Origin of the sequence: Streptomyces sp. NPDC002888 (assembly GCF_042888465.1) — a bacterium.
GTDB lineage: Bacteria > Actinomycetota > Actinomycetes > Streptomycetales > Streptomycetaceae > Streptomyces.
In genome coordinates this window covers 227,603-250,126 of record NZ_JBIAPU010000004.1, presented here as the reverse complement: position 1 = coordinate 250,126, position 22,524 = coordinate 227,603, and the positions used below count along the sequence as shown (strand labels likewise).

The following is a 22,524-nucleotide window of genomic DNA, read 5'->3' as shown; positions in this document are numbered from 1 at the left end:
GCCACCCGCACGAGTGACCGGCGACAGCCCCTCACCGCGGCGAGACCACAACCCCCAGCAGGCCGGGCCCCGTGTGCGCCCCGATCACCGCACCCACCTCGCTCACATGCAGGTCGGCCAGGCCGGGCACGCGTGCGCGTAGGCGGTCCGCGAGGGCCGACGCCCGGTCGGGGGCGGCAAGATGGTGGACGGCGATGTCGACGGACGCGTTGCCCGCGCGGTCGGCGACGAGTTCCTCGAGGCGGGCGATCGCCTTCGACGCCGTCCGTACCTTCTCCAGGAGGTCGATGCGCCCGTCGTCGAGTTGCAGCAGCGGCTTCACCGCGAGCGCGGAGCCCAACAGGGCCTGAGCGGCGCCGATCCGGCCGCCGCGGCGCAGATAGTCGAGGGTGTCGACGTAGAAGTAGGCGGATGTGCCGGCGGCCCGTTTCTCCGCCGCCGTGACGGCCTCGTCCACCGTGCCGCCCGTCTCCGCCACCTCGCACGCGGCGAGCGCGCAGAACCCGAGCGCCATCGCGACCATCCCGGTGTCCACCACCCGCACCGGCACCGGCGCCTCACGTGCGGCGACGACCGCCGCGTCATAGGTGCCGGAGAGCTCGGCGGACAGGTGGAGGGAGACGATGCCGGTGGCACCGGACTCGGCGACCTTGCGGTAGGTCTCCGCGAACAGCTGGGGGCTGGGGCGCGAGGTGGTGACGGGGCGTCGCTTCTGGAGCGCCTGGGCCAGGGAACGGGTCGAGATCTCGTTGCCCTCTTCGAGCGCACGGTCGCCGAGGACCACGGTCAGGGGTACCGCGGTGATGCCGTGGCGCTCCATCGTCCACTGCGGCAGGTAGGCCGTTGAATCGGTGACGATCGCGACATGGCGGGACATGAGCTGGAGGTTACCTGCCGTAGTGCCCCCGCGGCAGCCCGGCCCCTCTCACCTGGGGCGGGTGTGGCGGGATCATGTCGTGCTCTCGGGGCGGGGCTTCTTCTGCCAGGGGTAGGTGGGGCGCGCTCCCGGCGGGGTGATCGCGGGCCGGGTCGGCTCCGCTGCCTCCTGCGACCGCGCCTTGCCCGGCCAGGTCTGCTCTTCCTTCGCGGCGTCGGTCGCGGGCGCCTCGGGCCACGAGGGCGGCGGGGTCGCGGTCTCCGGCGTCGTCCAGTGGCGCAACGCGCCTGCCTCCACGTCGATCTGTGCGCTCAGGGCGTCGAGGTCGTCGCCGGCGAAGTGCTGGGCCCGGTCGCGGGCCGCCCAGCGCAGGGAGTCGGCGGAACCGGTGATGCGCTCCGTACGCTCGCGCAGCTCGGGCAGCCGGGCGGCGAGCGTGGCGCGGTCCGGCTCGGACTCCAGGCGCTTGAGCTCGCCGTCCAGTTCGAGTCCGTGCGTGCTGAGGCGCTGGAAGAGGCCGAGGGACTCCCTGAGGGACTCGTCGTGGGTCACGCCCGCGTACAGCGCGTCCTGGGTGGCACGCATCGAGGTGCGCAGCTTGAGGCGGAGCTGGGCGATCTCGCCCGCCGGGCCGGTCTGGGTGAAGGACTTGGCGCGCAGGGTGTGGTCCTCGACCGTGCGGCGGGCCTGGTGGATGGTGCGGTCCACGCCGCGCTTGGCGGCGCCGACGACCTTCACCGTGGCGTAGGTGCCGAGTGCCAGGAAAAGCACGAAGAGCAGGACGATGACGGGGATCACTGCTTCCACGGCGCTCCTCCTCCGAACGGTCGCGGCACGTCTCGCGCCGCTCTTCCACGGTAAACGCAAAGGGCAGGTCCGGAGTTCCACAAGAACCCCGAACCTGCCCGTAGGGGACTACCCCCACTCGAACACCGCGCGTCCCGGGACCTACGCCGGAACGATGTTCACCAGCTTCGGCGCGCGCACGATCACCTTGCGGATGCCCGCCCCGTCCAGTGCCGCGACGACCTTCTCGTCGGACAGCGCGACCTTCTCCAGCTCGTCCTCGGAGATGGCCGGCGAGACCTCCAGGCGCGCCTTGACCTTGCCCTTGATCTGCACGACGCAGGTCACGGTCTCGTCCACGACGTACGCCGGGTCGGCGACGGGGAAGTCCTGGTGGACGACCGAGTCGGTGTGGCCCAGCCGGCGCCACAGCTCCTCGGCGATGTGCGGGGCCAGCGGCGCGGCCATCAGCACCAGCGGCTCGGCGACGGAGCGCGGCACCGCCCCGCCCGCCTTGGTCAGGTGGTTGTTCAGCTCGGTGACCTTGGCGATGGCGGTGTTGAAGCGCAGGCCCTCCAGGTCCTGGCGGACGCCGTCGATCGCCTTGTGCAGCGCCCGCAGGGTGTCCTCGTCGGGCTCGGCGTCGACGACGGTCACCTCACCGGTGGCCTCGTCGACGACGTTGCGCCACAGCCGCTGCAGCAGCCGGAACTGGCCCACCACCGCGCGCGTGTCCCACGGCCGGGAGACGTCCAGCGGGCCCATCGCCATCTCGTACAGGCGCAGCGTGTCGGCACCGTACTCGGCACAGATGGACTCCGGAGTGACCGCGTTCTTCAGGGACTTGCCCATCTTGCCCAGCAGTCGGGAGACCTTCTCGCCCTGGTAGTAGTAGGCGCCGTCGCGCTCCTCCACCTCGGCGGCCGGTACGGCGAAGCCACGGCTGTCGCGGTAGACGAAGGCCTGGATCATGCCCTGGTTGAACAGCTTGTGGAACGGCTCCGCGGAGGAGACGTGCCCCAGGTCGAACAGGACCTTGGACCAGAAGCGCGCGTACAGCAGGTGCAGCACCGCGTGCTCGGCGCCACCGACGTACAGGTCGACGCCGCCGTGCGGCTGGCCCTCGCGCGGGCCCATCCAGTACTGCTCGATGGCCGGGTCGACCAGCTTCTCGCTGTTGTGCGGGTCCAGGTAGCGCAGCTCGTACCAGCAGGAGCCCGCCCAGTTGGGCATGGTGTTGGTCTCACGCCGGTACCGCTTGGGACCGTCGCCCAGGTCCAGGGTGACGTCGACCCAGTCCTCGTTGCGCGACAGCGGCGTCTCGGGCTGGGTGTCGGCGTCGTCCGGGTCGAAGGTGCGCGGCGAGTAGTCCTCGACCTCGGGCAGCTCCAGCGGCAGCATCGACTCGGGCAGGGCGTGGGCGATGCCGTCCTCGTCGTAGACGATGGGGAAGGGCTCGCCCCAGTAGCGCTGGCGGCTGAACAGCCAGTCGCGCAGCCGGAAGTTGACGGTGCCCTCGCCGATGCCCTTGCTCGTCAGCCACTCGGTGATGCGGGCCTTGGCCTCGACGACGCCCAGGCCGTCCAGGGAGACCTCGTCGTTGGAGGAGTTGATGATCTTCGCGTCGTACGACCCGAAGGCGTTGTCCCACGTCGAGGTGTCGGTGCCGCGGCCGTCGGTCGGCTCGACGATGCAGTGGATCGGCAGTTCGAAGGCGCGCGCGAACTCGAAGTCGCGCTGGTCACCCGCCGGCACAGCCATGATCGCGCCGGTGCCGTAGCCCATCAGGACGTAGTCGGCGATGAAGACGGGGACCTTGTCGCCGTTGACCGGGTTGGTGGCGTACGCGCCGATGAAGACGCCGGTCTTGTCCTTGGCCTCGGCCTGGCGCTCGACGTCGGACTTGGAGGCGGCCTGCGCGCGGTAGGCGGCGACGGCCTCGGTGGGCGTGGCGTGGCCACCGGTCCACACGTCGTGGGTGCCCTCCGGCCAGGCGGCCGGGGTGAACTTCTCGACCAGCGGGTGCTCGGGGGCCAGCACCATGTAGGTGGCACCGAACAGGGTGTCGGGGCGGGTGGTGAAGACGGTGATGCGCTCGCCGTCCACGGGGAAGTCGACGCGGGCACCCTCGGAGCGGCCGATCCAGTTGCGCTGCTGCAGCTTGATCGCCTCGGGCCAGTCCAGCGCCTCCAGGTCGTCCAGCAGCCGGTCGGCGTAGGCGGTGATGCGCATGTTCCACTGGCGCAGCTTGGCCTTGAAGACGGGGAAGTTTCCGCGCTCGGAGCGGCCGTCGGCGGTGACCTCCTCGTTGGCCAGGACCGTGCCCAGGCCGGGGCACCAGTTGACGGGCGCGTCGGAGGCGTAGGCCAGGCGGTAATCGCCCAGCACGTCGGCGCGCTCGGCGTCGGTCAGCTCGTTCCAGGAGCGGTCGCCGCGCACGCCGCGCTCACCGGACTCGAACTCGGCGATCAGCTCGGTGATCGGGCGGGCCTTCTTCGCCTCGTCGTCGTACCAGGAGTTGAAGATCTGCAGGAAGATCCACTGGGTCCACTTGTAGTAGTCCGGGTCGATCGTGGCGAACGAGCGGCGCTTGTCGTGGCCCAGGCCCAGCCGGCGCAGCTGGGACTTCATGTTGGTGATGGCCGCCTCGGTGGTGACCCGGGGGTGCTCGCCGGTCTGCACGGCGTGCTGCTCGGCGGGCAGGCCGAAGGCGTCGAAGCCCAGGGTGTGCAGGACGTTGTGGCCGGTCATGCGCTGGAACCGGGCGAATACATCGGTGGCGATGTAGCCCAGGGGGTGGCCGACGTGCAGGCCCGCACCGGAGGGGTACGGGAACATGTCCATGATGAACCTCTTGGGGCGGGACGCCACGGCGGGGTCGCCGGCCAGGTCACCCGTGGGGTTCGGCGCCGCGTAGGTGCCCTCGGCGTCCCAGAAGTCCTGCCAGCGTGCCTCGATCTCGGCGGCCACGGAGGCCGTGTAGCGGTGCGGCGCGGCCACCTCGGCGGTGGCAGCGGGGTTCGTCTCGCTCATGATCCTCAAAGCTCCATCGATCGTCTCTGCCAGCGGCTGTGTCTCTCGGGAAACGAAAAATCCCCTCGCACAGGAGGGGACGCCGCGCCGAGTCCGACCCGTCTCACCGGGGGTCGGGACTGATCAGCGCGGCCCGCTAAGCAGAAGGCGTACGGCACGCATTGCGCTAGGGTACCGCAGGCCCTGAGCACGCCGCGACGCTCTTACGTATGACTCTGTGACACCGTAAGCACCCGGCGAAAGCTGAACCAGGTTCAAAGATTACTTCGCGTAACAGCCACTAAGGGACATCACAACAGGCGCATTGTCCTTTGATAACAACGCAATAACTCAAACCTCGTACCCACCGGTATGGCGCCGCTTAGAGTTCGGCATCGGGACCGCTTTCCCGAACTGCTCGGAGTTGCCCCCATGAACGCTCGTCGTAGTAACAGCTCGCTCCCCGCAACAGGCCGGTCGGCCTACGGGGTGGCGTCCGCTGTCGTCCTGCTCCTCATACCCGTGGTCGTGCTGGTCGGAGGTGACGCCTTCCGCGACTTCCTGAACTTCGGCGCGGGCGTACTCTCCCTCGTCGCGCTCAGCTGTTCGGTGATCTGGGGCCTGGTCGCCCAGGACCGGGTCTTCCTCAACACGCGCCAGCGGATCATCGGTCAGGCGGTGCACCGGACGACGGCCGTCGCCTCGATCGCGTTCCTGCTGCTGCACGTCACCACGAAGATCGCACTTGACCACACGGTGCTGATCGCCGCGATCATCCCGTTCTCGCTCGGCGTCACCGGGATCGAAGGGCTGATCGGCCTCGGCTCCCTGGCCGGCCTGCTGATGATCTTCGTGGGCATCACCGGGGCGCTGCGCAGCCGCTTCGCCTCCCCGGCGCCCGTCGCCGCCCGTTGGCGCGCCATGCACATGCTGGCCTACCCGGCCTGGTGTGCGGCCCTGGTGCACGGACTCTACGCGGGTCGCGCGGTCAAGAGCCCGCTGTTCACGTACCTGTACATGGCGTCCCTGCTCGTGGTGATGGCCGCCCTGGCGCTGCGCGCGGCGCCGCGCCCGATCAAGCTCCAGGTCGCCGACATGCTCACCAACATCCTGGGCGCCGGGGAGCGCACGGGCCGCGAGGCGCTGGAGGAGAGCCGGGCCCGCATGAACGACACCGCGTCGTCGTCCACGCGCAGCAGCGCGTCGCTGCCGGGTTACGAGAACCCGCGCCCGTCCCGCGAGTCGCGCACCTCGTCGTTCGAGGCACCCGCTCCGCCGGCCGCCCCGGAACCGCCGAACGGCTTCGCGGCCGCCTACCGGGCCGTCAACACGCCCCGCGGTCAGCAGTCCTACCCGGCCGCCGACCAGACCGCGCGCATGGACATGCCGTTCGACATGCAGGCCACGGAGGCGATGCCGCGCATGGACAGCGGCGGCAGCACGTCCGGCAGCTGGCCGATCCCGTCCCCGCCGCCGGTCGGCGAGGCGCCCCCGTCGGCGTACGACCCGCTCCAGGACACCGGATTCAACATCCCGCCCTACGGCAACGCGGGCGCCGGCGGGTACGGCGGAAGTGATGTGTACGACACCGGTGAGTCGAACGCCCCCTTCGGTACGTACAACTCCACTGACACGTACAACAGCGGTCCCGCCACTGATTCACGACCCGGTGCTCCCTACGACTTCGACGCACCGGGTTCGGGCGAACCTTGGAACACGCCTTCCGGAGGCTTTAAGTGAACGAGGCTCTGCCCGACGTCCCAGAAGTCCGCGTGGTCGGACTTCCCCAGCTCACGTCGGGCTTCGACCTTGTCGAAAGACTCGATCTGCCCATGCACCTGAAGGTGCATGGGCCGCTCGAACCGATGGGCGGAGAGCAGCTCGCGAAGCTCTCGGAGAACATCAACCTGAAGGGCCGCGGCGGCGCGGGCTTCCCCTTCCACAAGAAGCTGCGCTCGGTCGCAGAGGCGGCGATCAAGCGCGGTGTGCGTCCGGTGGTCGTCGTCAACGGCAGTGAGGACGAGCCCGCCTGCCGCAAGGACACGGTGCTGATCAACCGTGCCCCTCACCTCATCCTGGACGGCGCGCTGCTCGTCGCCGAGGCCCTGGGTGCCCGCACGCTCGTGGTGGGGGTCACCCGGGAGTCCACCGAGCGCTCCATGGAGGCCGCGCTGGCCGAGCGCGGCCTGAGCAACAGCCGTAGGTCGGCGCTGCGCGCCTTCGTGCAGCGCAACCCGATCCGCATGGTCACCGGCGCCGCCGCCTCGCTGATCCGCTCCATCGACGGCGGCCCGGCGGTCCCGCCCGGCCGCAAGGTCAGCGCCTCGCAGAACGGCGTGGGCGGCGCACCGACCCTGCTGTCCAACGCCGAGACGTTCGCCCAGCTCGCGATCGCCGCCCGTATCGGCCCGGAGCGCTACGGCAACACCGGCCTGTACGACGAGCCGGGCACCGTCATGCTGACCGTCTCCGGCGCGGTCGCCCGCCCCATGGTGATCGAGGTCCCCACGGGCGTCCCGCTGCGCTACGTCCTTCAGCTCGCCGGCGCTCCGCCCGTGCCGCAGGGCGTGCTGACGGGTGGCTACCACGGCAAGTGGATCGACGCGGCGACCGTGAACGAGGCGGTCGTCTCGCGCAACTCCCTGGACGCCGTGGGCGGTGCGCTCGGCGCCGGCGCCATCCTGCCGATCAGTCAGGACACCTGCCCGCTGGGCGAGTCGCTGCGTGTGGCGCAGTGGCTGGCGGAGGAGAGCGCGGGCCAGTGCGGTCCCTGCTACCTCGGCCTGCCGGCCGCCGCGCGCGGTATGGAGGACATCCTCAACGGCGGCGGTCCGGCCGCCCTGGAGGCGCTCAAGCAGGTCGCCAAGAACGTCAAGCGGCGCGGCGCGTGCTCGCACCCGGACGGCTCCGCGATGTTCCTGGAGTCGACCGTGAAGGCGTTCACGGACGACCTCGCCGCGCATGTCCTCGGCAATGGCTGTGGCCGGCGCGTGGAGGGCGTCCTGCCGCTGTTCGAGGGCGGCAGGGCCCCGACGGGCATCCCGGGCGGCAGCGCGGAGGAGGAGAGCGGTGGCAGCCGCCAGAAGATCTTCGTCGACTGGACGCTGTGCCGGGGCCACGGCCTGTGCGCGGACATCCTGCCGGAGGTCTTCCAGCTGGGCGCCGACGGCTTCCCGACCGTCGCGCAGGCGAAGGTGCCGCAGTACGCCGAGGCGAAGGCGCTGCGCGCGGTGCGGCGCTGCCCGGCGCTCGCGCTGCGCATCGAGGAGGACACCCGCTCGCAGGCGCCCGCCCGCAACCTCCCGGTCGTGTCCCAGGGCCGCGGCCGTCGCGCACTGGGCCGCTGAGTACCCACCGCGCCCACAGCTCCAACACCGATGAGGGGCCGCCCGCTTCCGGGCGGCCCCTCACGGCGATCCCCCCGTCTGCCCCGGAGACACAAAAAAGATCCCGCCGGATCGAATCCGATCCGGCGGGATCTGCTGTGGAGCTAAGGAGAATTGAACTCCTGACCTCCTGCATGCCATGCAGGCGCTCTACCAACTGAGCTATAGCCCCTTGCTTGGTCCGCCCGGTTTCCCCGGCGGCGACGCCAACATTACCGGTCCATCGGGTGCAGCACCAAATCGTTTCCGTTCCGTCCGGATTGCCCGGAAATTCCGGTTATGCCGTGACGAACGAGTAGAACCGCTTGAGCGTGCAGTGCTCTTCGAGGAGACGGCCGTAGATCGGCTCCCCCTCCAGCTCACGGTACGTCTCGATCGGGTCGCCCTTTATGATCAGCGCCCGCGCGCACTCCTCGCACCAGTACTGGTAGTCGGGGTTGACCGGCTCCATGTCACGGACGATCGGCGTACCGCTGCCGCACCAGTCGCACTTCCGCCTGTGTGCACCCATCGCTCAGCTCCAGCTGTGGCCGCAGGCCGTACACACGTAGGAGATCCCGCCGTTGTCCCCGAGGACCTGGGCCACATGCGCGGAGCCGCAGAAAGGGCAGCCGAGGCGGGTCGTCCTGCTCCGTGTCATCGCCGCGTCGAAGAGGTGGTCGACCTCTCCGAGGATGCTCGCAGGCATCGCTACTCCCTCCCGTCGGGCCGCGCCCCCTTCCGGCCGTTTGATTCTGCCACGGCTGGACCAATACGGTCAGCGACGCCTCAGTACCAGTCCGGACACGGCCGCCGAGGTGACCGTGCCATACCCGCACGCCAAGAGCGCTTGCGCAGAGGTATACGCCTCCGGGGCCCCGGGTGACTCAAGTCCCCTGTGACGTTCTTCAGAGCTTCTCCACTCCAGCGCTATCCGGCACCGTGACTCTCCTTCCCACTACGGGCCGCGTCTCACCCGCGGCCGCCGAACCGACGTGGGAGGAACCCGTGACCGCCGTAGCGACCGGATCCGGTGTCACCGCGCGCCCGCCCGTCGTGGTGCTGCTGCCGGGGCAGGGCTCCCAGTACCCGGGCATGCTGCGCGGGCTGTACGGGCACGAGCCGGTGTTCACGCGGGTGCTGGACGAGGTGTTCGACGGACTCGGCGCGGAGGGCGCGCGGGTCAGGGACGACTGGCTGTCCGACGCGCCCTCGGTGCCCCTGGACGACGTACGCCGGGCGCAGCCGCTGGTCTTCGCCGTGGACGTGGCGCTGGGCACGCTGCTCACCTCGTGGGGCGTGCGGCCCGTCGCGTACCTCGGGCACAGCGCCGGGGAGTACGCGGCCGCCGTGCTCGCCGGGATCATGAGCCTGGGCGACGCGGTGGACGTGCTGGGCGAGCGGGTACGCTCCCTGGCCACGGCCCCGCGCGGGGGCATGGTCGCGGTGGCCGCGAGCGCGGCACAGCTGGCCCGCTGGCTCACCCCGCAGGTCGTCGTGGGCGCCGTGAACGCGCCGGACCAGATCATGCTGGCGGGGCCCGAGCCCGAGCTCGGCGAGGTCACCGGCCGGCTCACCGGGGCGGGGATCACCTGGATGCCCGCCCGGGCGACCGCCGGGTTCCACAGCCCGTCCGTGGCGGCCGCGTGCGCGGCGACCGTGCCCGCGTACCAGCGGATCTCCTACCGCGCGCCCGAGGTGCCGGTGGTGTCCGGGTACACCGGCCGGGCCCTGGGCGAGCCGCTGCTGAGCGACCCCCGGTTCTGGGCCATGCAGCCGTCCCGGCCCGTCCACTTCGGTGCCGCCCTGAGTCATCTCCTCGGCCCCCAGGGCCCGTCGGGCCCGGGCCCCTTCCTCCTGGTGGAGGCCGGGCCGGGGCAGGGGCTGTCCGCCGTCGCCCGCCGGCACCCGGCCGTCACCCGGGGCGGCAGCACGGTCGTACCGCTCTCCTCGGTGCGGGCGGGCGCCGAGCGGGACCGCGCGCAGCTGGCCGAGGCGGCCCGGCGCCTCCTTCCCTCCGCCGACACCGACACGCCCACCACCTCCCCTGGAGAGGAACCGTCATGGACACCAGCCGGCGCCGCGCGGCCGTGATCACCGGAAGTACCAGCGGAATCGGCCTGGCCTGCGCCGAACTGCTGGCCGAGCAAGGGCACGCGGTCTTCCTGTGCGCCCGTACCTGGGACGACGTGGACACCGTCGTCGAGAAGCTGCGCGCCGCCGGTCACGAGGCGGCCGGGGTGCGGGCCGACGTGACCTCCAAACAGGACGTCAAGGACCTGGTGCGGGCCGCCGTCGACGCGTTCGGGCCGCTGCACGTGCTGGTGAACAACGCGGGCCGCGTCGGGGGCGGGGTCACCGCCGAGCTGCCCGACGTGATCTGGGAGGACGTCATCGAGACCAATCTCAACGCCGTCTTCCGCGTCACCCGCGAGGTGCTGACCACCGGGGGCATGCTGGAGCGCGGCGAGGGGCGCGTCATCAGCATCGCGTCGACCGGCGGGCGGCAGGGCGTGACGCTGGCCGCGCCGTACGCGGCGTCGAAGCACGGCGTCGTCGGCTTCACCCGTGCCCTCGGCCTCGAACTCGCCCAGGCCCGCTCCGGGATCACCGTGAACGCGGTCTGCCCGGGGTACGTCGAGACGCCCATGGCGGGCCGGGTGCGGCGCAGTCACGCCGAGCAGTGGGGCACCACCGAGGAGGAGGTGCTGGAGCGGTTCGAGGCGCGGATCCCGCTCGGCCGCTACGCCACCGCGGAGGAAGTCGCGGGCATGGTCGGGTACCTGGCGTCCGACACGGCAGCGTCCGTGACCGCGCAGGCGATCAGCGTCTGCGGTGGGCTGAACACCTGCTGACATCCGTATCCCCACGTGTCCCCTCCCGGAAGGAACCCCCTCGTGCCAACGGTCCGTCACACGCGTCACGAAGTCCTCACCAGCGCCCCGCCGGAGCGCGTCTTCTCCCTGGTGGCCGATGTCACCGGCTGGCCGCAGGTGTTCGGCTCGACCGTGCACGCCGAGGTGACCGAGGAGCGGGACGGCGAACAGCTGCTGCGGGTGTGGGCGTTCGTCAACGGTGAGGCCGGCTCCTGGTCCTCGCGCCGGGTCCTGGACCGGGCCGCCGGCACGATCGGCTTCCGTCTGGTCAAGACCCCGCCGCCGCTGGCGAGCCTGGACGGCGAGTGGTGCGTGGAGCCCGACGACGGCGGGGCCCACGTGGTGTTGCTGCGCCACTACAGCGTGGCCGACGACGAACCGGGGGCGGCCGAGCGGGTGGCCCGGGCCGTGGACCACGACGGCGAGGCCGAGCTGGCCGCGTTACGCGGCTCGGCCGAGATCGCGGAGCAGTGGCCGGAGCTGACGTTCTCCTTCGGCGACAGCGAGGAGATCAGCGGCTCCGCCCGCGACGTGTACGGGTTCCTCGACCGCGCCGACGCCTGGCCCGAGCGGCTGCCGCACGTCGTCGCGGCCCGCTGCACCGGCGAACACGGCGGTGTCCAGGTGCTCGACCTGGAGACCAGGAGCCCGGACGGCTCGGTGCAGCACAGCCGCTCGGCGCGGGTGAGCTTCCCCGAGCGCGGTCTGCTGGTGTACAAGCGGCTCACGATGCCCTCGCTGCTGGCGGGCCACACCGGCCGGTGGACGGTGGAGCAGCGGGGCGACGGCGACACGGTCACCGCGACCTCCTGGCACACCGTGACCCTGGACCCGGCCGGCGTACGGCAGGTGCTCGGTGAGGGGGCGAGCCCGGCCGAGGCGCGCTCGCTGGTCCGGCACGCGCTCGGGACCAACAGCACGACGACCCTGCGGTACGCGAAGGAGTACGCCGAGGCCCGCCGCTCGTGACGACGGCGGGTCCCTCGGCCGCCCGCTTCAGCTCGCCCGCTGCCAGGACCCGGCAGGCGGGTCGACGGGCGTCCAGCGGGCCTTGCGAGCGCGCTGCCGTGCGAGCGTGGACGGGGGCGGCGGAGTGCGGCGGGGCAGCACCGCCAGGATGGCCGCGGTGACCGCCGCGATCTCGTCCGGGGTCGGGTCGCCGCTGAAGACCAGCAGCGGCTTCGGCGGCTGCTCCACGGCAAAGGCGTCGGTGTCGGCGACGGCCGGCGGGACGGGGAAGGGGGCGAGAGTGGCGGGGGTCTTCTTCGGTGAGGTCATTGTGGCTGGTTCCCATGCTTTCGGGCCGGGCCCCCTCGGTGCTTGGCGCGCAGCATGGCCAGCGCGTCGATGAGCACCTTGCGGGTGTCGGCGGGGTCGATGACGTCGTCCACGAGGCCGCGTTCTGCGGCGTAGTAGGGGTGCATGAGTTCGGCGCGGTACTCCTCGATGAGCCGCGTCCGCGTCGCCTCCGGGTCGTCGGCGGCGGCGATCTGCTTGCGGAAGACCACGCCTGCGGCGCCCTCGGCGCCCATGACGGCGATCTCGTTGCTCGGCCAGGCATAGGACAGGTCACAGCCGATGGAGCGGGAGTCCATGACGATGTACGCGCCGCCGTACGCCTTGCGCAGGATCACCTGGATACGGGGCACGGTGGCGTCGCAGTACGCGTACAGCAGCTTGGCGCCGTGCCGGATGATGCCGCCGTGCTCCTGGTCGACGCCCGGCAGGAACCCCGGCACGTCGACAAGGGTGACCAGCGGGATGTTGAAGGCGTCGCAGAACTGCACGAACCGCGCCGCCTTCTGGGAGGCCTCGATGTCCAGGACCCCGGCGTACACGGCCGGCTGGTTGGCGACGATGCCGACGCTGTGGCCGCCGAGACGGGCCAGGGCGCACACCACGTTCGGCGCCCACAGCTCGTGCACCTCGGTGAAGTCGCCGTCGTCGACGATCTCGGCGATGACCGGGCGGACGTCGTAGCTGCGCCGGGCCTCGGCGGGCACCAGGTCGAGCAGGGCCTCGCAGCGCCGGTCGACGGGGTCCTCGGCTGCCAGCTCGGGTGCCATCTCACGGTTGTTGGCGGGCAGCAGCGACAGCAGGTAGCGCACCTCGGCCAGGCAGGTCTCCTCGTCGTCGTGGACGAACGCGGCGACCCCGGTACGGGCCGCGTGCACCTCGGCGCCGCCCAGTTCCTCATGGGTGACCTGCTCCCCGGTGACCGCCCGCACCACGTCCGGGCCGGTCACGAACATCTGGGAGGTGGAGCGCACCATGAACACGAAGTCGGTGAGCGAGGGCGAGTAGGCGGCGCCGCCGGCGCACGGGCCTAGCATGACGCTGATCTGCGGGATCACCCCGGAGGAGCGCACGTTGCGCTGGAAGATGCCGCCGTATCCGGCGAGCGCGGAGATGCCCTCCTGGATGCGGGCGCCGGCGCCGTCGTTCAACGACACCAGGGGCGCGCCGGCCGCCTCCGCCAGGTCCATCAGCTTGTGGATCTTCTGGGCGTGCGCCTCGCCGAGCGCGCCGCCGAAGATGCGGAAGTCATGGGCGTACGCGAAGACCCGCCGGCCGTCGACCAGGCCCCAGCCGGTCACCACGCCGTCCGTGTACGGGCGTCGGTCCTCCAGGCCGAAGCCGGTCGCCCGGTGTCTGCGCAGCGTCTCTATCTCGGTGAAGGTGCCCGCGTCGAAGAGGAGTTGGAGGCGTTCGCGGACGGTGAGTCTGCCGCGCCGGTGCTGGGCGTCGGTGGCCGCGGCGCCGGGACCGGCTGTGGCGAGGTCCCGCCGGGCGGCGAGCTCTGTGGTCAACTCCCGCAGATGGGCGGTGGGTTCGGCGGCCGTTGCCTCGGTCGCCGGTCGGTCCACCTCGTACACGCTCATACGCCCCGCTCGCTTTCCTGTTCCTGTCGGTGGTCCTCTTGCCGGTCCGGGCTCTCGTGGTGTGCCGCGGTGAACTCCTCCAGTGCCTGGACGAGTTGGTGCGGTGGCGGCAGGGCGGCCAGGTGGGTCCTCAGGCGTTCGGCGGCCGCGAGGGCCCGGCCGTCGTAGAGCAGTTCGGCCAGTCGCCTGCGCAGCCGGAGGGCGTCGGCGAGGTCGCGGGCGTCGTCGGTGTCGGCCGCGACGAGGCGGCGGCCGGCGCCGATGCGGCGCAGGCGGTCGCCGGCCGGGCGGGTGTCGGCGATCACCAGCTGGGGGACGCCGTGGGCGGCGGCCGTCAGGGTGACGTCCGGGCCGCCGTCGTGGACGACGCCCGCGCAGGTGGCGAGGACCGGGCCGAGCAGTTGTGGTCCCGCGAACCGGACGCTGCGGTCGAAGGCGTCCTGGTAGGCGTGGCGCAGCGCCGGGGCGACCACGGCGACCAGCTCGGCGTCGAGGCCGAGCACCGCGCGGGCGACCCGCCGCACCCGGTCCACGGACCAGGGGCCGGTGCCGCTCTCGGGGCCGGGCCGCAGGCAGACCCGCAGCCGGCCGGGCGGCCGTTCCAGCCAGCGCGGCATCCGGACTGCCGGTACGTCCTCGTGACGGACCGCCAGTGCTCCGCTCTCCGCGTCGGTGCGCAATTCAGGGGGGCAGGGGTCGACGCACAGGGCCCCGGAGTCGGGCGCCCGGTGCCCCAGGGGCGTCCAGCGCACGACCGGTCCGCCGGTCCAGGGGCCGGGTTCGTCACCGTCCTCGGCACGCACCACCAGGTGCGGGTGCCAGCCCGGTTCCGGCGGCAGGACGGGCAGTCCCCCGTACAGGGGTGGACCGCCCGCCCGCACCGGAGCCGCGATCCGCACCTCGTGACCGGCGGCCGCACACGCCAGAGCGGTCGGCACCATCGTGGACAGGTGCGGCAGGGAGCGCCGCGCGGCAAACAACACCCGCATCTTTCCCCCTCGCAGCCCGGGGCCGCACACTCCCACCGCGCACGACCTCCGCACTCAGCAGACCGCCGCCCGGTGGAGGCGCATTAGGGGGACGCTGGAGAGGGGCCGGCAGTACCGCGGACCAGGCCTACACCTCTGGGCCCGCTGAACAAGAACCAGCGGGGCCGCTGGAGGGGATGCGCGGCCGGGGTCAGGCCGGGGCCGTCGCCGCGGCCCGGGTGCGGACCTCGCGTTCCAGGCGGCGCAGGTCCGGGGAGGGGAGGAGGCCGAACTCCTCGTCGAGGCGGGTGCGGACGGTCTCGTAGACGGCCAGGGCGCCCTGGGGGTGGCCGGAGCGGTCCAGGGCCGTCATGAACAGGGCGTGCAGTGCCTCGTCGTGGGGGTGGCGGGTGGTGAGCTCGGCGAGTTCGGGCAGCAGTCGCTCGTGGGCGCCGAGGCGCAGCTCGGTGGCGAGGCAGCGTTCCAGGACTCCGGCGCGGCTCTGCTCCAGGCGCATCGCCTCCAGGCCGAGTACGGCGCCGGGGCGCAGCCCGCCGAAGGCCGGGCCGCTCCACAGGGCGAGCGCGGTACGGAACAGGTGGGCCGCACCGATGTCGTCGCCCTGCTCCAGCGCCGTCTGGGCGTCGGCGCACAGGCGGTCGTAGACGTGGACGTCGACGTCTTCGGGGCCGGTGAGCAGGGCGTAGCCGCCGGGGCGGGTGACCAGCACCTCGCGGGCCGCGGCCGGGTCGCCGAGCGCGCGGCCGAGGGACGTGCGCAGTTGCAGGACGTACGTCTGCACCGTGATGTGCGCCTTCGGGGAGGCGGCGGCGCCCCAGACCTCCTCGATGACGGAGGCGACCGGGACGACCTGCCCGGCGTGGACGGCGAGCAGGGCGAGGATCTGGCGGGGTTTCGCGGCCGTCGGTGCGATCGGGACACCGTCGGTCGTGGCGGAGAACGGTCCCAGCGCGGTGATCTTCATGGGTGTCCCTCCCTGGACGGTCGCTGCCGGCGGCCCTCGACGTACCGACCGTCGCACGCGCCGCGCCCCGCGCGACAGTGAGCGGGAAACGGATCGCGGGTGAATCCCTCACGGGCGGACCGTGAGGGATTCACGTACCGGGTTCACGTGCGGGTTTCGCCCCCCGCGGCGGTCACAACCAGCCGGACGAGCGGGCGATGCGGATCGCGTCGACGCGGTTGCGGGCGCCCAGCTTGTAGACGACCGTCGTGAGGTAGTTGCGCACGGTGCCCACGGACAGGTGCAGGGTCCCGGCGATCTCGTCCACGTCGTCGCCGGACGCGGCGAGCCGCAGCACGTCGGCCTCGCGGGGCGTCAGCGGGGACTCGACGTGGTCCAGGGCCGCGAGCGTGAGCTGCGGGTCGAAGACCCGCTCGCCCGCGGCGACCGCGCGGATGGCCTCGGCCAGCCGGTCGGGTCCCGAGTCCTTCAGCATGAATCCGCGGACGTTGGCGTTCAGGGCCCGGCGCAGATGGTTCGGCCTCCCCAGGCTGGTGAGGATGAGCACTCGGGTGTCGAGGCCCCGGGTGTGCATCTCCTGTGCCGCCGAGAGGCCGTCCAGGACGGGCAGCTCGATGTCCAGGACGGCCACGTCCGGCCGTACGCTCTCGGTGCGTTGCACGATGTCCCCGCCGGACTCCAGTTCGGCGACGACCTCGATGTCGGGCTGCATGGAGATCAGCTCGACGAGCGCACGTCTCAGCATGCGCATGTCCTCCGCAATCAGAATCCTGATCACGACCCCGTCCACCCCCTCCGGCCGTCCGCGCCCCCGCACGGAGTTGGCCGGAAGCCACAGTACGTGCCGAATTTCGCCCCAGGAGCTGTTCGCGACAGGCCTCGGCCCGTGAATTTCCCGGGATTTGAACAACGGCCGTACGTCAGAGGAACATCGGCACCGGATTGAGGCTTTCGTACGGTGTCGGTCCGGGCGTGCGCCCGAGGGCCACCGGTACGTCGTAGAGGCGGCCGGGGGCGAAGCGGGCCCAGAAGTGGCGCATGCCGGGGACGATCGCCTTGACCACCGGCAGGCCGATGTCGGGCCGGGTCTGGTCGAGGACGAGGAGCTCCATGCCGCGTTCCTCGACGGCCGTGCGGATCGCCGCCACGTCGTCGAGGAGGTCGGCGCGGGGCGTGTAGGGGAAGTCGGCGCGGGTGCGCGGGGGTGTGGCCGGGTCGGGCAGCAGGTAGGGGTGGCCGGCCACGGTGGCGGTGCGCCACCAGTCGGTGAGCCGCTCGTCCGGGCAGCCGTAGCCGGTGCCGTCGGGTCCCGCCTCGACGACGGCCGGCATCATCTGGTTCATCTCGGCCAGCGCGCGGCACAGCGCCACGGACGGGTCGAAGTGGGCGCCGAAGCCGAACAGGACGTCCTCGGTGGGGCCCTCGGTGCGGCGGGTGAGCGCGGCGAAGACGGGGATGCCGAAGTCGGAGGTGACGTCGAGCACCCACACCTCGCGGCCCAGCGCGGCGTGCACGGCGCGGATCCGGCCGGTCCAGGGCTCGTCGAAGGAGTCGAGGTCGACGCCGGGCTGCCGGGTGCGGTTGTACCACCACAGGGCGACCGCGTCGCGCTCGACCAGTTCCAGGAAGCCCTGCACGACGGCGTCCTCGACGCTGCTGCCGCCCGCGTTGCCGTTGGAGTCGGCCCGTACGCAGCCCAGGCCGGGGGTGCGCGGGGCGTCGTAGTAGAGGAGGGCGGTGGGCAGCAGGCGGTGTTCGCCCCGGGTGAGGGACCATACGGGCGTCCAGTCGACGGGCGTGGTCTCGTCGAAGGGCGTGACGTTCTGGCGCGGGTCGTAGAGCTGGCAGTCGGCGGGGTGCACGGCGATGTCGGCGACCTCGCGCCAACTCGCCCGTACGGTGGGCTCGTCGCCCTGGTAGGTGCCGGAGTGACGTTCGAGGGACTCGCACAACGCGCTGACCCGGGCGTCGAGTTCGGTCATGCCCTTGCCGCCGCTCTCGCTGCGCAGGCGGGAGGCCGGTCCGGTCAGGCCGCGCGCGCCGCGGGCGTGGTTGTGGCCGGCGCGGAAGGAGTTGAACTCCGCCGGTCCCCGCGTGTCGCGTTCGACCGCCTTGACCACGCCGGTGATGGGGCTGATCAGGTGCTCGTAGGCGCGCAGGGTCCGCTCGGCGGTGACGGCGCGGTGGCCGTTGCCGGTGCGTTCGGCCTTCAACCGCGAGCGCGGGGTGAGCGGGCCGCTGACCTGGCGGGCCACCAGTGAGGGGTCGCCGCAGGCCGGGCACTGGGGGCGGGGCCGCAGTGCGTGCAGCCGGCTGGTGAAGCCGATGGTGTCGAAGGTCAGGACGCCGTCCTGGCCAGGGTAGCGCTGTCCGGCCAGCCACTTCATGCCCTCGGCGACGGCGAGTTGGTGGCCGAGCATCAGACTGGCCGGGGTCTCGGCAGGCGGGAGCGGCACCGGGCGGCCGAGGCGGGCGCGCAGGTGGGCCTCGGTGCCGCGGTGCCCGGCCATCCGGTGGGCCAGGCACTCCCAGCACGCCGACTCGCCGGGCCGGAAGACGGGACCGACCCAGGGGGTGGTCCCGTGCGGTTTGGCGAGGAGCCAGGGGCTGCCCGTGGCACGCCCGTGGTCGTCCATCTCCCGCAGGGCGGGGTCGAGGTAGTCGTCGCAGACGACCAGGGTCAGCGCGGCTGCCGCGTCGTCGTCGGTCACCGTCAGGCCCGAGGCCGCGCAGGCCTGGGCGGCGGCCCGCGCGTCGGCACCGCCGACGGCGCGGACCCGCACCACGAGCGAGGTCAGGGGGCCGGGGGCACCGGCCAGTTCCCAGTAGGCGGCCGCCGCGCCGGCGACCGGGGCCGGCGCACGGCCTGCTCGCGGCGGCCCGCCTACGGTGTCCTGTGGTTCGGGGCGGCTGCTGAGCAGGTCCGCCTCGCTGAGCCGGCCGATCGCCAGTGCCACGTCCAGCGCGGAGCACCGGGGTGCCGCGTCGGCGACCAGGGCCCTGAAATCCCTGGTGCCGTCCAGCAGCGGCGCGATCACCGCGACCGGGTTGTCCTCGAAGGCCACGATGCCCCGCTCGGACACGACGTACGTGCCCTCTCCCGGGACGACCTCGGCGCGCACATGTCTTCTGAACCCCACTCGCATTGCTTCTCCCCCTGTTGTCGTGTGGTTCAGCAGGTTCAGCGGGCCGCGGCGAGCACTTCGACGGCCGGGCCGGCCTCCGCGTCGGCGATGCACAGGGTGAGCAGGCAGACCCCGGCGGCGCCGAGGCCGGTGAAGTCCTCGCGTACGACGCCGTGTTCGGCGAGCCGCGGCAGGGCCGGGGCCCGGTCGTCGCCGAGCGCGAGACCGAACTCGCCGAGGACGGCCGTCGGGGCGGTGGCGTAGCGCTCGGCGGTCGTCGGGTCGAGGTAGGCGTGGGCGATCAGTTCGGCGAACTTCAGCTCGTCCTCGGGGGTGTTGAGCACTGCGGTGATCTGCCGGCCGGTGGACGCGGACTGGTTCATGGTCACTCCCTGGGTGTCGTCCGGTGCGGGGCGGTGCGCCGGATGTCGTGGGTGGTGCGAGCAGCGAACAGGCGATCCTGGAATCCGCGATGTCGAAAACCTCGCGAACCCGGTGAACGTGGTGAGCCTGGCGAACTGTGCGAAACAGCGTGCTCGGCCGTGGGCCGTGGACCGTGCGGGTGCCGTTGACCGCGGGGCGGACTGTCCTCCGCGATCGGTGCTGCCGTGGTGCGCCGCTGTGCTGGACCAGAGTTAACGCAATCCGGCCAGATCCAGGCCAGTTATCGGTTCATGTCTGCCGATGTGAAATTTTCACTGCTCGGCATATACACGATCCAACCCGGCTCTTAACAAGGATCTTTGAGGGTGAAGCGGGCATCTTCCACAAGCACTCTTACTGCGCCCTCCACAGGATGCTCACCTCCGTTATGATTCGGACGCCGGTTCGGGGGAATCCAGGAGACCTGGGGGTCTGGTGACGCGTAAGGCTGAAACCGAACGCAAAGTTCCGCCCAAGCGAACGAATTCGGCCGCGCCCGACCTGGCCGCCGTCAGCTCCGCGGCCCCCAGTCCGAGGATCGCTTCCGTCCTGGTCGTCGTGGTCTTCTCGGGCTATCTGCTCATGCAGCTGGTGAACGTCCTCGACTCCGCCCCCGGGGGCGTCGAGTTGCTGATGTGCGCGGGGATTCCGCCCGTCCTCGCGGCGCTCCAGTACGTCCACTCCTCGCCGTACCGCGCGGCCCTGCGCAGCCGGGTGCTGCCGTGGAGCCTGGTGCTTCAGGCGGTGCTGACCTTCACTCCGCTCGTGGCCTTCGGATGGCACTGGGGCGGTATGGCGGGGTTTCTCGCCGGGTCGCTGCTGCTGCTGTTGCCGTCGGTCGCGGGCTGGTCGATGTTCGGTACGACCGTGGCCGCGGTGGTGGTGATCTCCGCGATCCAGTCGCTGGGCGTGGTGAACATCGCCTACATGGGCGTGTCGACCGCGCTGACCGGCCTCATCATCTTCGCGGTGGTCCGCCTCGCCGGGCTGGCCACGGCGATCCACGAGTCCCGGGACGAGCTGGCGCGGATGGCGGTGGCCAGGGAGCGGCTGCGGTTCGCGCGCGATCTGCACGACCTGCTCGGGTACAGCCTCTCCTCCATCACCCTGAAGAACGAGCTGATCGCGCGGCTGATCGACAGCAATCCGCAGCGGGCCCGGGAGGAGGTCGCCGAGGTGCTGACCATCTCGCGGCAGGCGCTGGCCGACGTGCGGGAAGTGGCGCGCGGCTACCGGGACATGTCGCTGCTGGTGGAGGCGGAGTCGGCGCGGTCCGTGCTGAAGGCGGCCGGTATCGACGCCCGGATCGACGTGTCCGTCACCGGGCTGTCGTCCACGGCCAACACGATCCTGGCGACGGTGCTGCGGGAGGGCGTGACCAACGTGCTGCGGCACAGTCAGCCCAACGGCTGCTCCATCACCACCGCCCTCGACGTCGAGGAGTCCTTCGTCGAGCTGGAGATCGTCAACGACGGGGTGGGCGCGGGGAGCGCGGTGCCGACGAGCACGGTGTCCAGCGGCACGGGCCTCGGCAACCTCGCGGCCCGGGTGGCGACGGTGGGGGGCGGACTGCGGGTCGGGCCCGAGGAGAACGACGAACCGGACGTGTTCCGCCTGGTCGTCCGCGTACCGGTCCACGCGGCGCCGGCCACGGAGGCGTCGGGTGCGCGGGCGACGGTGTCGCGGTTGAGCGTGTGAGCCGGGGCCCGCGACGCAGGTCGGACTCGGCGCTGCCGTCGTGCGTCAGCGCAGGTTCAGCTCCCGGCTCAGGCGGCGCTCCAGGGGCGTGAGCGGGATGTCGTCGCGCAGCCGCTCGGGGTGGCCGGGCGGTGGCCCGGTCACCCGGCGCGGACGCCGACGCCCGCCGCTGCCGTCCCCGAAGCCGCCGTGCTCACCACCGAGGATCAGCTTCATCTGATCGTCGGGCAACGCCACCCAGCACGCCCCGTACGCGACCAACGCCCGATACACACCCAGCACCCCACGCACCAGCGGCCCCCACGTCCGGCCCATTTCTCCGCCTCCGTCCGTCCTGTCGACTCGACACCTGCCGGCCCGGGATCAGGGGTGGGGCCCCGTGACCGGGCGCGCGCCTTCGGGGCTGGTGCCCCATGCGGCCGGCCGCCCGTCTTCCCACAGCGGAGCGCAGCCGGCCGACCCCGCTGACCCGCGGCACCGGCCGACGCTCCGCCACGGCCCGTCCGGGCAGCCTCCCCCGGCCCCCTCACGTACGGCTCGAAGCCCGCTCGTGCGGGACACCGGACCTCTCGGTGCCGCGGCGGGCCCCTGGGGAGCGGGGGCGGGGCGGATGGCCCCCCGAGAGCGAGGGTGGAGGGCTCATCGCAGCCCCGCTCGGCAACTCCAGCACTCCTCAAGCCCCCCGGCGCAGACTCGTGCCGTTTCCCGCGAGTCGGTGTGTGCCCTCGGGGCCCGGTGGGAGGAGTGAGGGATGAGTAGCCCGGTTTCCGGCGTCGTGGCGAGTGCGCGATGACCAGGGTGGAGCCGGTGTGGTGGAGCGGGGGGCTGGACGGGCGCCGGGCGCGGCCGTTGGTCGTCGTGGTCGCCGGGGCGCTCGGTGAGGTGCGGCAGCATGTGCCGCTGCTCGGCCGGCTCGTGCGGCGGGGGTACGCCGTGGTCGCCGTGCGGGCGCCCGGGGAGCTGCACCGGGCGGGGCGGTCGGACTTCCTCGTCTCGCGGATCGTCGACCGGTACGCACACCTCGCCCTGACCGAGCGCACCTGCCTCATCGGCTTCGACTTCGGGGGCCGGCTCGCGCTCGGCGCCGCCGCACAGGACGAGCGGATCCGGGTCGTGCAGCTCGTCGGCGCCCCCGTGGCCCGCCTGTTCGACGAACCGGAGCTGCTGCTGTCGCTGCCCGGCGGGAACCTCGACGCCCTCGTACGGATCACCGGAGCCGCCCGCCGCGAGCTGCTGCCCGAGGCGCTCGGCGGGCTGGCGCTGCGCCCGGAGACGCTGTACCCGCTGAGCGGGCTGGTCCGCGTCGCCTACGCCACCGACGACCCGCTCACCCCGCCACAGGACCTGGCACTGCTCAGACTCACCCTGGAGCGCAGCGAGTTCCGTGCCTTCCCGGGCGGGGCCGGGACCTCACCGTCGGGGCGTGCGCTGCGCCGCTGGCTGGTGGACGGGGTCGCGGGGCGGCGGCCCTCGCCGTGCCGGGCCTTCCTCACCGCCCCGTAAAAAACCTGCCGAAAAAGGCTCCCT

At 72.1% G+C, this 22,524-nt stretch carries 20 protein-coding genes and 1 tRNA gene; 7 read left to right on the top strand and 14 right to left on the bottom strand.

Annotation, left to right across the window (positions count from 1 at the left end):
* Positions 1-31 precede the first annotated feature (31 nt).
* The 3 genes from ACFYWX_RS08755 to leuS all read right to left on the bottom strand — a co-directional run bounded on the left by ACFYWX_RS08755 (position 32) and on the right by leuS (position 4,696).
* Positions 32-877 (bottom strand): DegV family protein, encoded by an 846-nt coding sequence (locus ACFYWX_RS08755; protein ID WP_389423252.1) that lies wholly within the window; start codon positions 875-877, stop codon positions 32-34.
* Positions 878-949: 72 nt separating this feature from the next.
* Complete coding sequence (locus ACFYWX_RS08750; RefSeq protein ID WP_389423251.1) at positions 950-1,684, bottom strand: hypothetical protein; 735 nt, start codon at positions 1,682-1,684, stop codon at positions 950-952.
* 141 nt (positions 1,685-1,825) lie between these two features.
* The gene (gene leuS, locus ACFYWX_RS08745) at positions 1,826-4,696 is read right to left on the bottom strand and encodes a leucine--tRNA ligase (protein ID WP_389423250.1); all 2,871 of its coding nucleotides are present in this window, start codon (positions 4,694-4,696) and stop codon (positions 1,826-1,828) included.
* 411 nt (positions 4,697-5,107) lie between these two features.
* On the opposite strand from leuS, the gene ACFYWX_RS08740 reads away from it, so the two are divergent.
* Both ACFYWX_RS08740 and ACFYWX_RS08735 read left to right on the top strand, forming a co-directional pair.
* Complete coding sequence (locus ACFYWX_RS08740; protein WP_389423249.1) at positions 5,108-6,415, top strand: cytochrome b/b6 domain-containing protein; 1,308 nt, start codon at positions 5,108-5,110, stop codon at positions 6,413-6,415.
* Positions 6,412-8,022, top strand: coding sequence for an NADH-ubiquinone oxidoreductase-F iron-sulfur binding region domain-containing protein (locus ACFYWX_RS08735; protein ID WP_389423248.1), 1,611 nt, complete (start codon positions 6,412-6,414; stop codon positions 8,020-8,022). Before ACFYWX_RS08740 ends, ACFYWX_RS08735 begins: the two co-directional genes overlap by 4 nt.
* Positions 8,023-8,160: 138 nt before the next feature.
* On the opposite strand, the gene ACFYWX_RS08730 is transcribed toward ACFYWX_RS08735, so the two are convergent.
* From ACFYWX_RS08730 to ACFYWX_RS08720, 3 genes are all read right to left on the bottom strand, one after another.
* A tRNA-Ala gene (locus ACFYWX_RS08730) sits at positions 8,161-8,233 on the bottom strand.
* Positions 8,234-8,338: 105 nt separating this feature from the next.
* Positions 8,339-8,572: a hypothetical protein gene (locus ACFYWX_RS08725; RefSeq protein ID WP_003976229.1), complete on the bottom strand. Its 234-nt coding sequence runs from the start codon at positions 8,570-8,572 to the stop codon at positions 8,339-8,341.
* A gap of 3 nt (positions 8,573-8,575) precedes the next feature.
* On the bottom strand, positions 8,576-8,749 hold the full coding sequence (locus ACFYWX_RS08720; RefSeq protein WP_389423247.1) for a hypothetical protein: 174 nt from the start codon (positions 8,747-8,749) through the stop codon (positions 8,576-8,578).
* 299 nt (positions 8,750-9,048) lie between these two features.
* On the opposite strand from ACFYWX_RS08720, the gene ACFYWX_RS08715 reads away from it, so the two are divergent.
* From ACFYWX_RS08715 to ACFYWX_RS08705, 3 genes are read left to right on the top strand one after another with little or no spacing between them, the layout of a single operon-like run.
* Positions 9,049-10,134: an acyltransferase domain-containing protein gene (locus ACFYWX_RS08715; RefSeq protein ID WP_389423246.1), complete on the top strand. Its 1,086-nt coding sequence runs from the start codon at positions 9,049-9,051 to the stop codon at positions 10,132-10,134.
* Positions 10,104-10,895, top strand: a complete 792-nt coding sequence (locus ACFYWX_RS08710) for an SDR family NAD(P)-dependent oxidoreductase (protein ID WP_389423245.1) — start codon at positions 10,104-10,106, stop codon at positions 10,893-10,895. The genes ACFYWX_RS08715 and ACFYWX_RS08710 overlap by 31 nt, the downstream gene beginning before the upstream one ends.
* A gap of 42 nt (positions 10,896-10,937) precedes the next feature.
* A complete protein-coding gene (locus tag ACFYWX_RS08705; protein ID WP_389423244.1) occupies positions 10,938-11,885 on the top strand; it encodes an aromatase/cyclase in 948 nt (315 codons plus the stop codon).
* A 27-nt stretch (positions 11,886-11,912) separates the two neighbouring features.
* Here the strand turns inward: ACFYWX_RS08705 and ACFYWX_RS08700 are convergent, their stop codons facing one another.
* From ACFYWX_RS08700 to ACFYWX_RS08670, 7 genes are all read right to left on the bottom strand, one after another.
* Positions 11,913-12,194, bottom strand: coding sequence for a hypothetical protein (locus ACFYWX_RS08700; RefSeq protein ID WP_389423243.1), 282 nt, complete (start codon positions 12,192-12,194; stop codon positions 11,913-11,915).
* Positions 12,191-13,798, bottom strand: coding sequence for an acyl-CoA carboxylase subunit beta (locus tag ACFYWX_RS08695; RefSeq protein WP_389423242.1), 1,608 nt, complete (start codon positions 13,796-13,798; stop codon positions 12,191-12,193). Before ACFYWX_RS08695 ends, ACFYWX_RS08700 begins: the two co-directional genes overlap by 4 nt.
* The gene (locus tag ACFYWX_RS08690) at positions 13,795-14,787 is read right to left on the bottom strand and encodes a nucleotide disphospho-sugar-binding domain-containing protein (protein WP_389423241.1); all 993 of its coding nucleotides are present in this window, start codon (positions 14,785-14,787) and stop codon (positions 13,795-13,797) included. Before ACFYWX_RS08690 ends, ACFYWX_RS08695 begins: the two co-directional genes overlap by 4 nt.
* A 190-nt stretch (positions 14,788-14,977) precedes the next feature.
* A complete protein-coding gene (locus ACFYWX_RS08685; RefSeq protein WP_389423240.1) occupies positions 14,978-15,751 on the bottom strand; it encodes a BTAD domain-containing putative transcriptional regulator in 774 nt (257 codons plus the stop codon).
* Between the two features lie 172 nt (positions 15,752-15,923).
* The gene (locus ACFYWX_RS08680; RefSeq protein ID WP_389423239.1) at positions 15,924-16,529 is read right to left on the bottom strand and encodes a DNA-binding response regulator; all 606 of its coding nucleotides are present in this window, start codon (positions 16,527-16,529) and stop codon (positions 15,924-15,926) included.
* Between the two features lie 142 nt (positions 16,530-16,671).
* Positions 16,672-18,897 (bottom strand): TOMM precursor leader peptide-binding protein, encoded by a 2,226-nt coding sequence (locus tag ACFYWX_RS08675; protein ID WP_389423238.1) that lies wholly within the window; start codon positions 18,895-18,897, stop codon positions 16,672-16,674.
* A gap of 35 nt (positions 18,898-18,932) precedes the next feature.
* Entirely contained in the window at positions 18,933-19,259 is a 327-nt protein-coding gene (locus ACFYWX_RS08670; RefSeq protein WP_389423237.1) for a hypothetical protein, read from the bottom strand.
* A 475-nt stretch (positions 19,260-19,734) separates the two neighbouring features.
* On the opposite strand from ACFYWX_RS08670, the gene ACFYWX_RS08665 reads away from it, so the two are divergent.
* Positions 19,735-20,997 carry a sensor histidine kinase gene (locus ACFYWX_RS08665; RefSeq protein WP_389423236.1) on the top strand — a complete coding sequence of 421 codons (1,263 nt, stop codon included), beginning with the start codon at positions 19,735-19,737 and terminating at the stop codon, positions 20,995-20,997.
* Positions 20,998-21,042: 45 nt separating this feature from the next.
* On the opposite strand, the gene ACFYWX_RS08660 is transcribed toward ACFYWX_RS08665, so the two are convergent.
* Positions 21,043-21,312 (bottom strand): DUF6059 family protein, encoded by a 270-nt coding sequence (locus ACFYWX_RS08660; protein WP_389423235.1) that lies wholly within the window; start codon positions 21,310-21,312, stop codon positions 21,043-21,045.
* 474 nt (positions 21,313-21,786) lie between these two features.
* On the opposite strand from ACFYWX_RS08660, the gene ACFYWX_RS08655 reads away from it, so the two are divergent.
* The gene (locus ACFYWX_RS08655) at positions 21,787-22,500 is read left to right on the top strand and encodes an alpha/beta fold hydrolase (RefSeq protein WP_389423234.1); all 714 of its coding nucleotides are present in this window, start codon (positions 21,787-21,789) and stop codon (positions 22,498-22,500) included.
* The last annotated feature ends 24 nt before the right edge of the window (positions 22,501-22,524 follow it).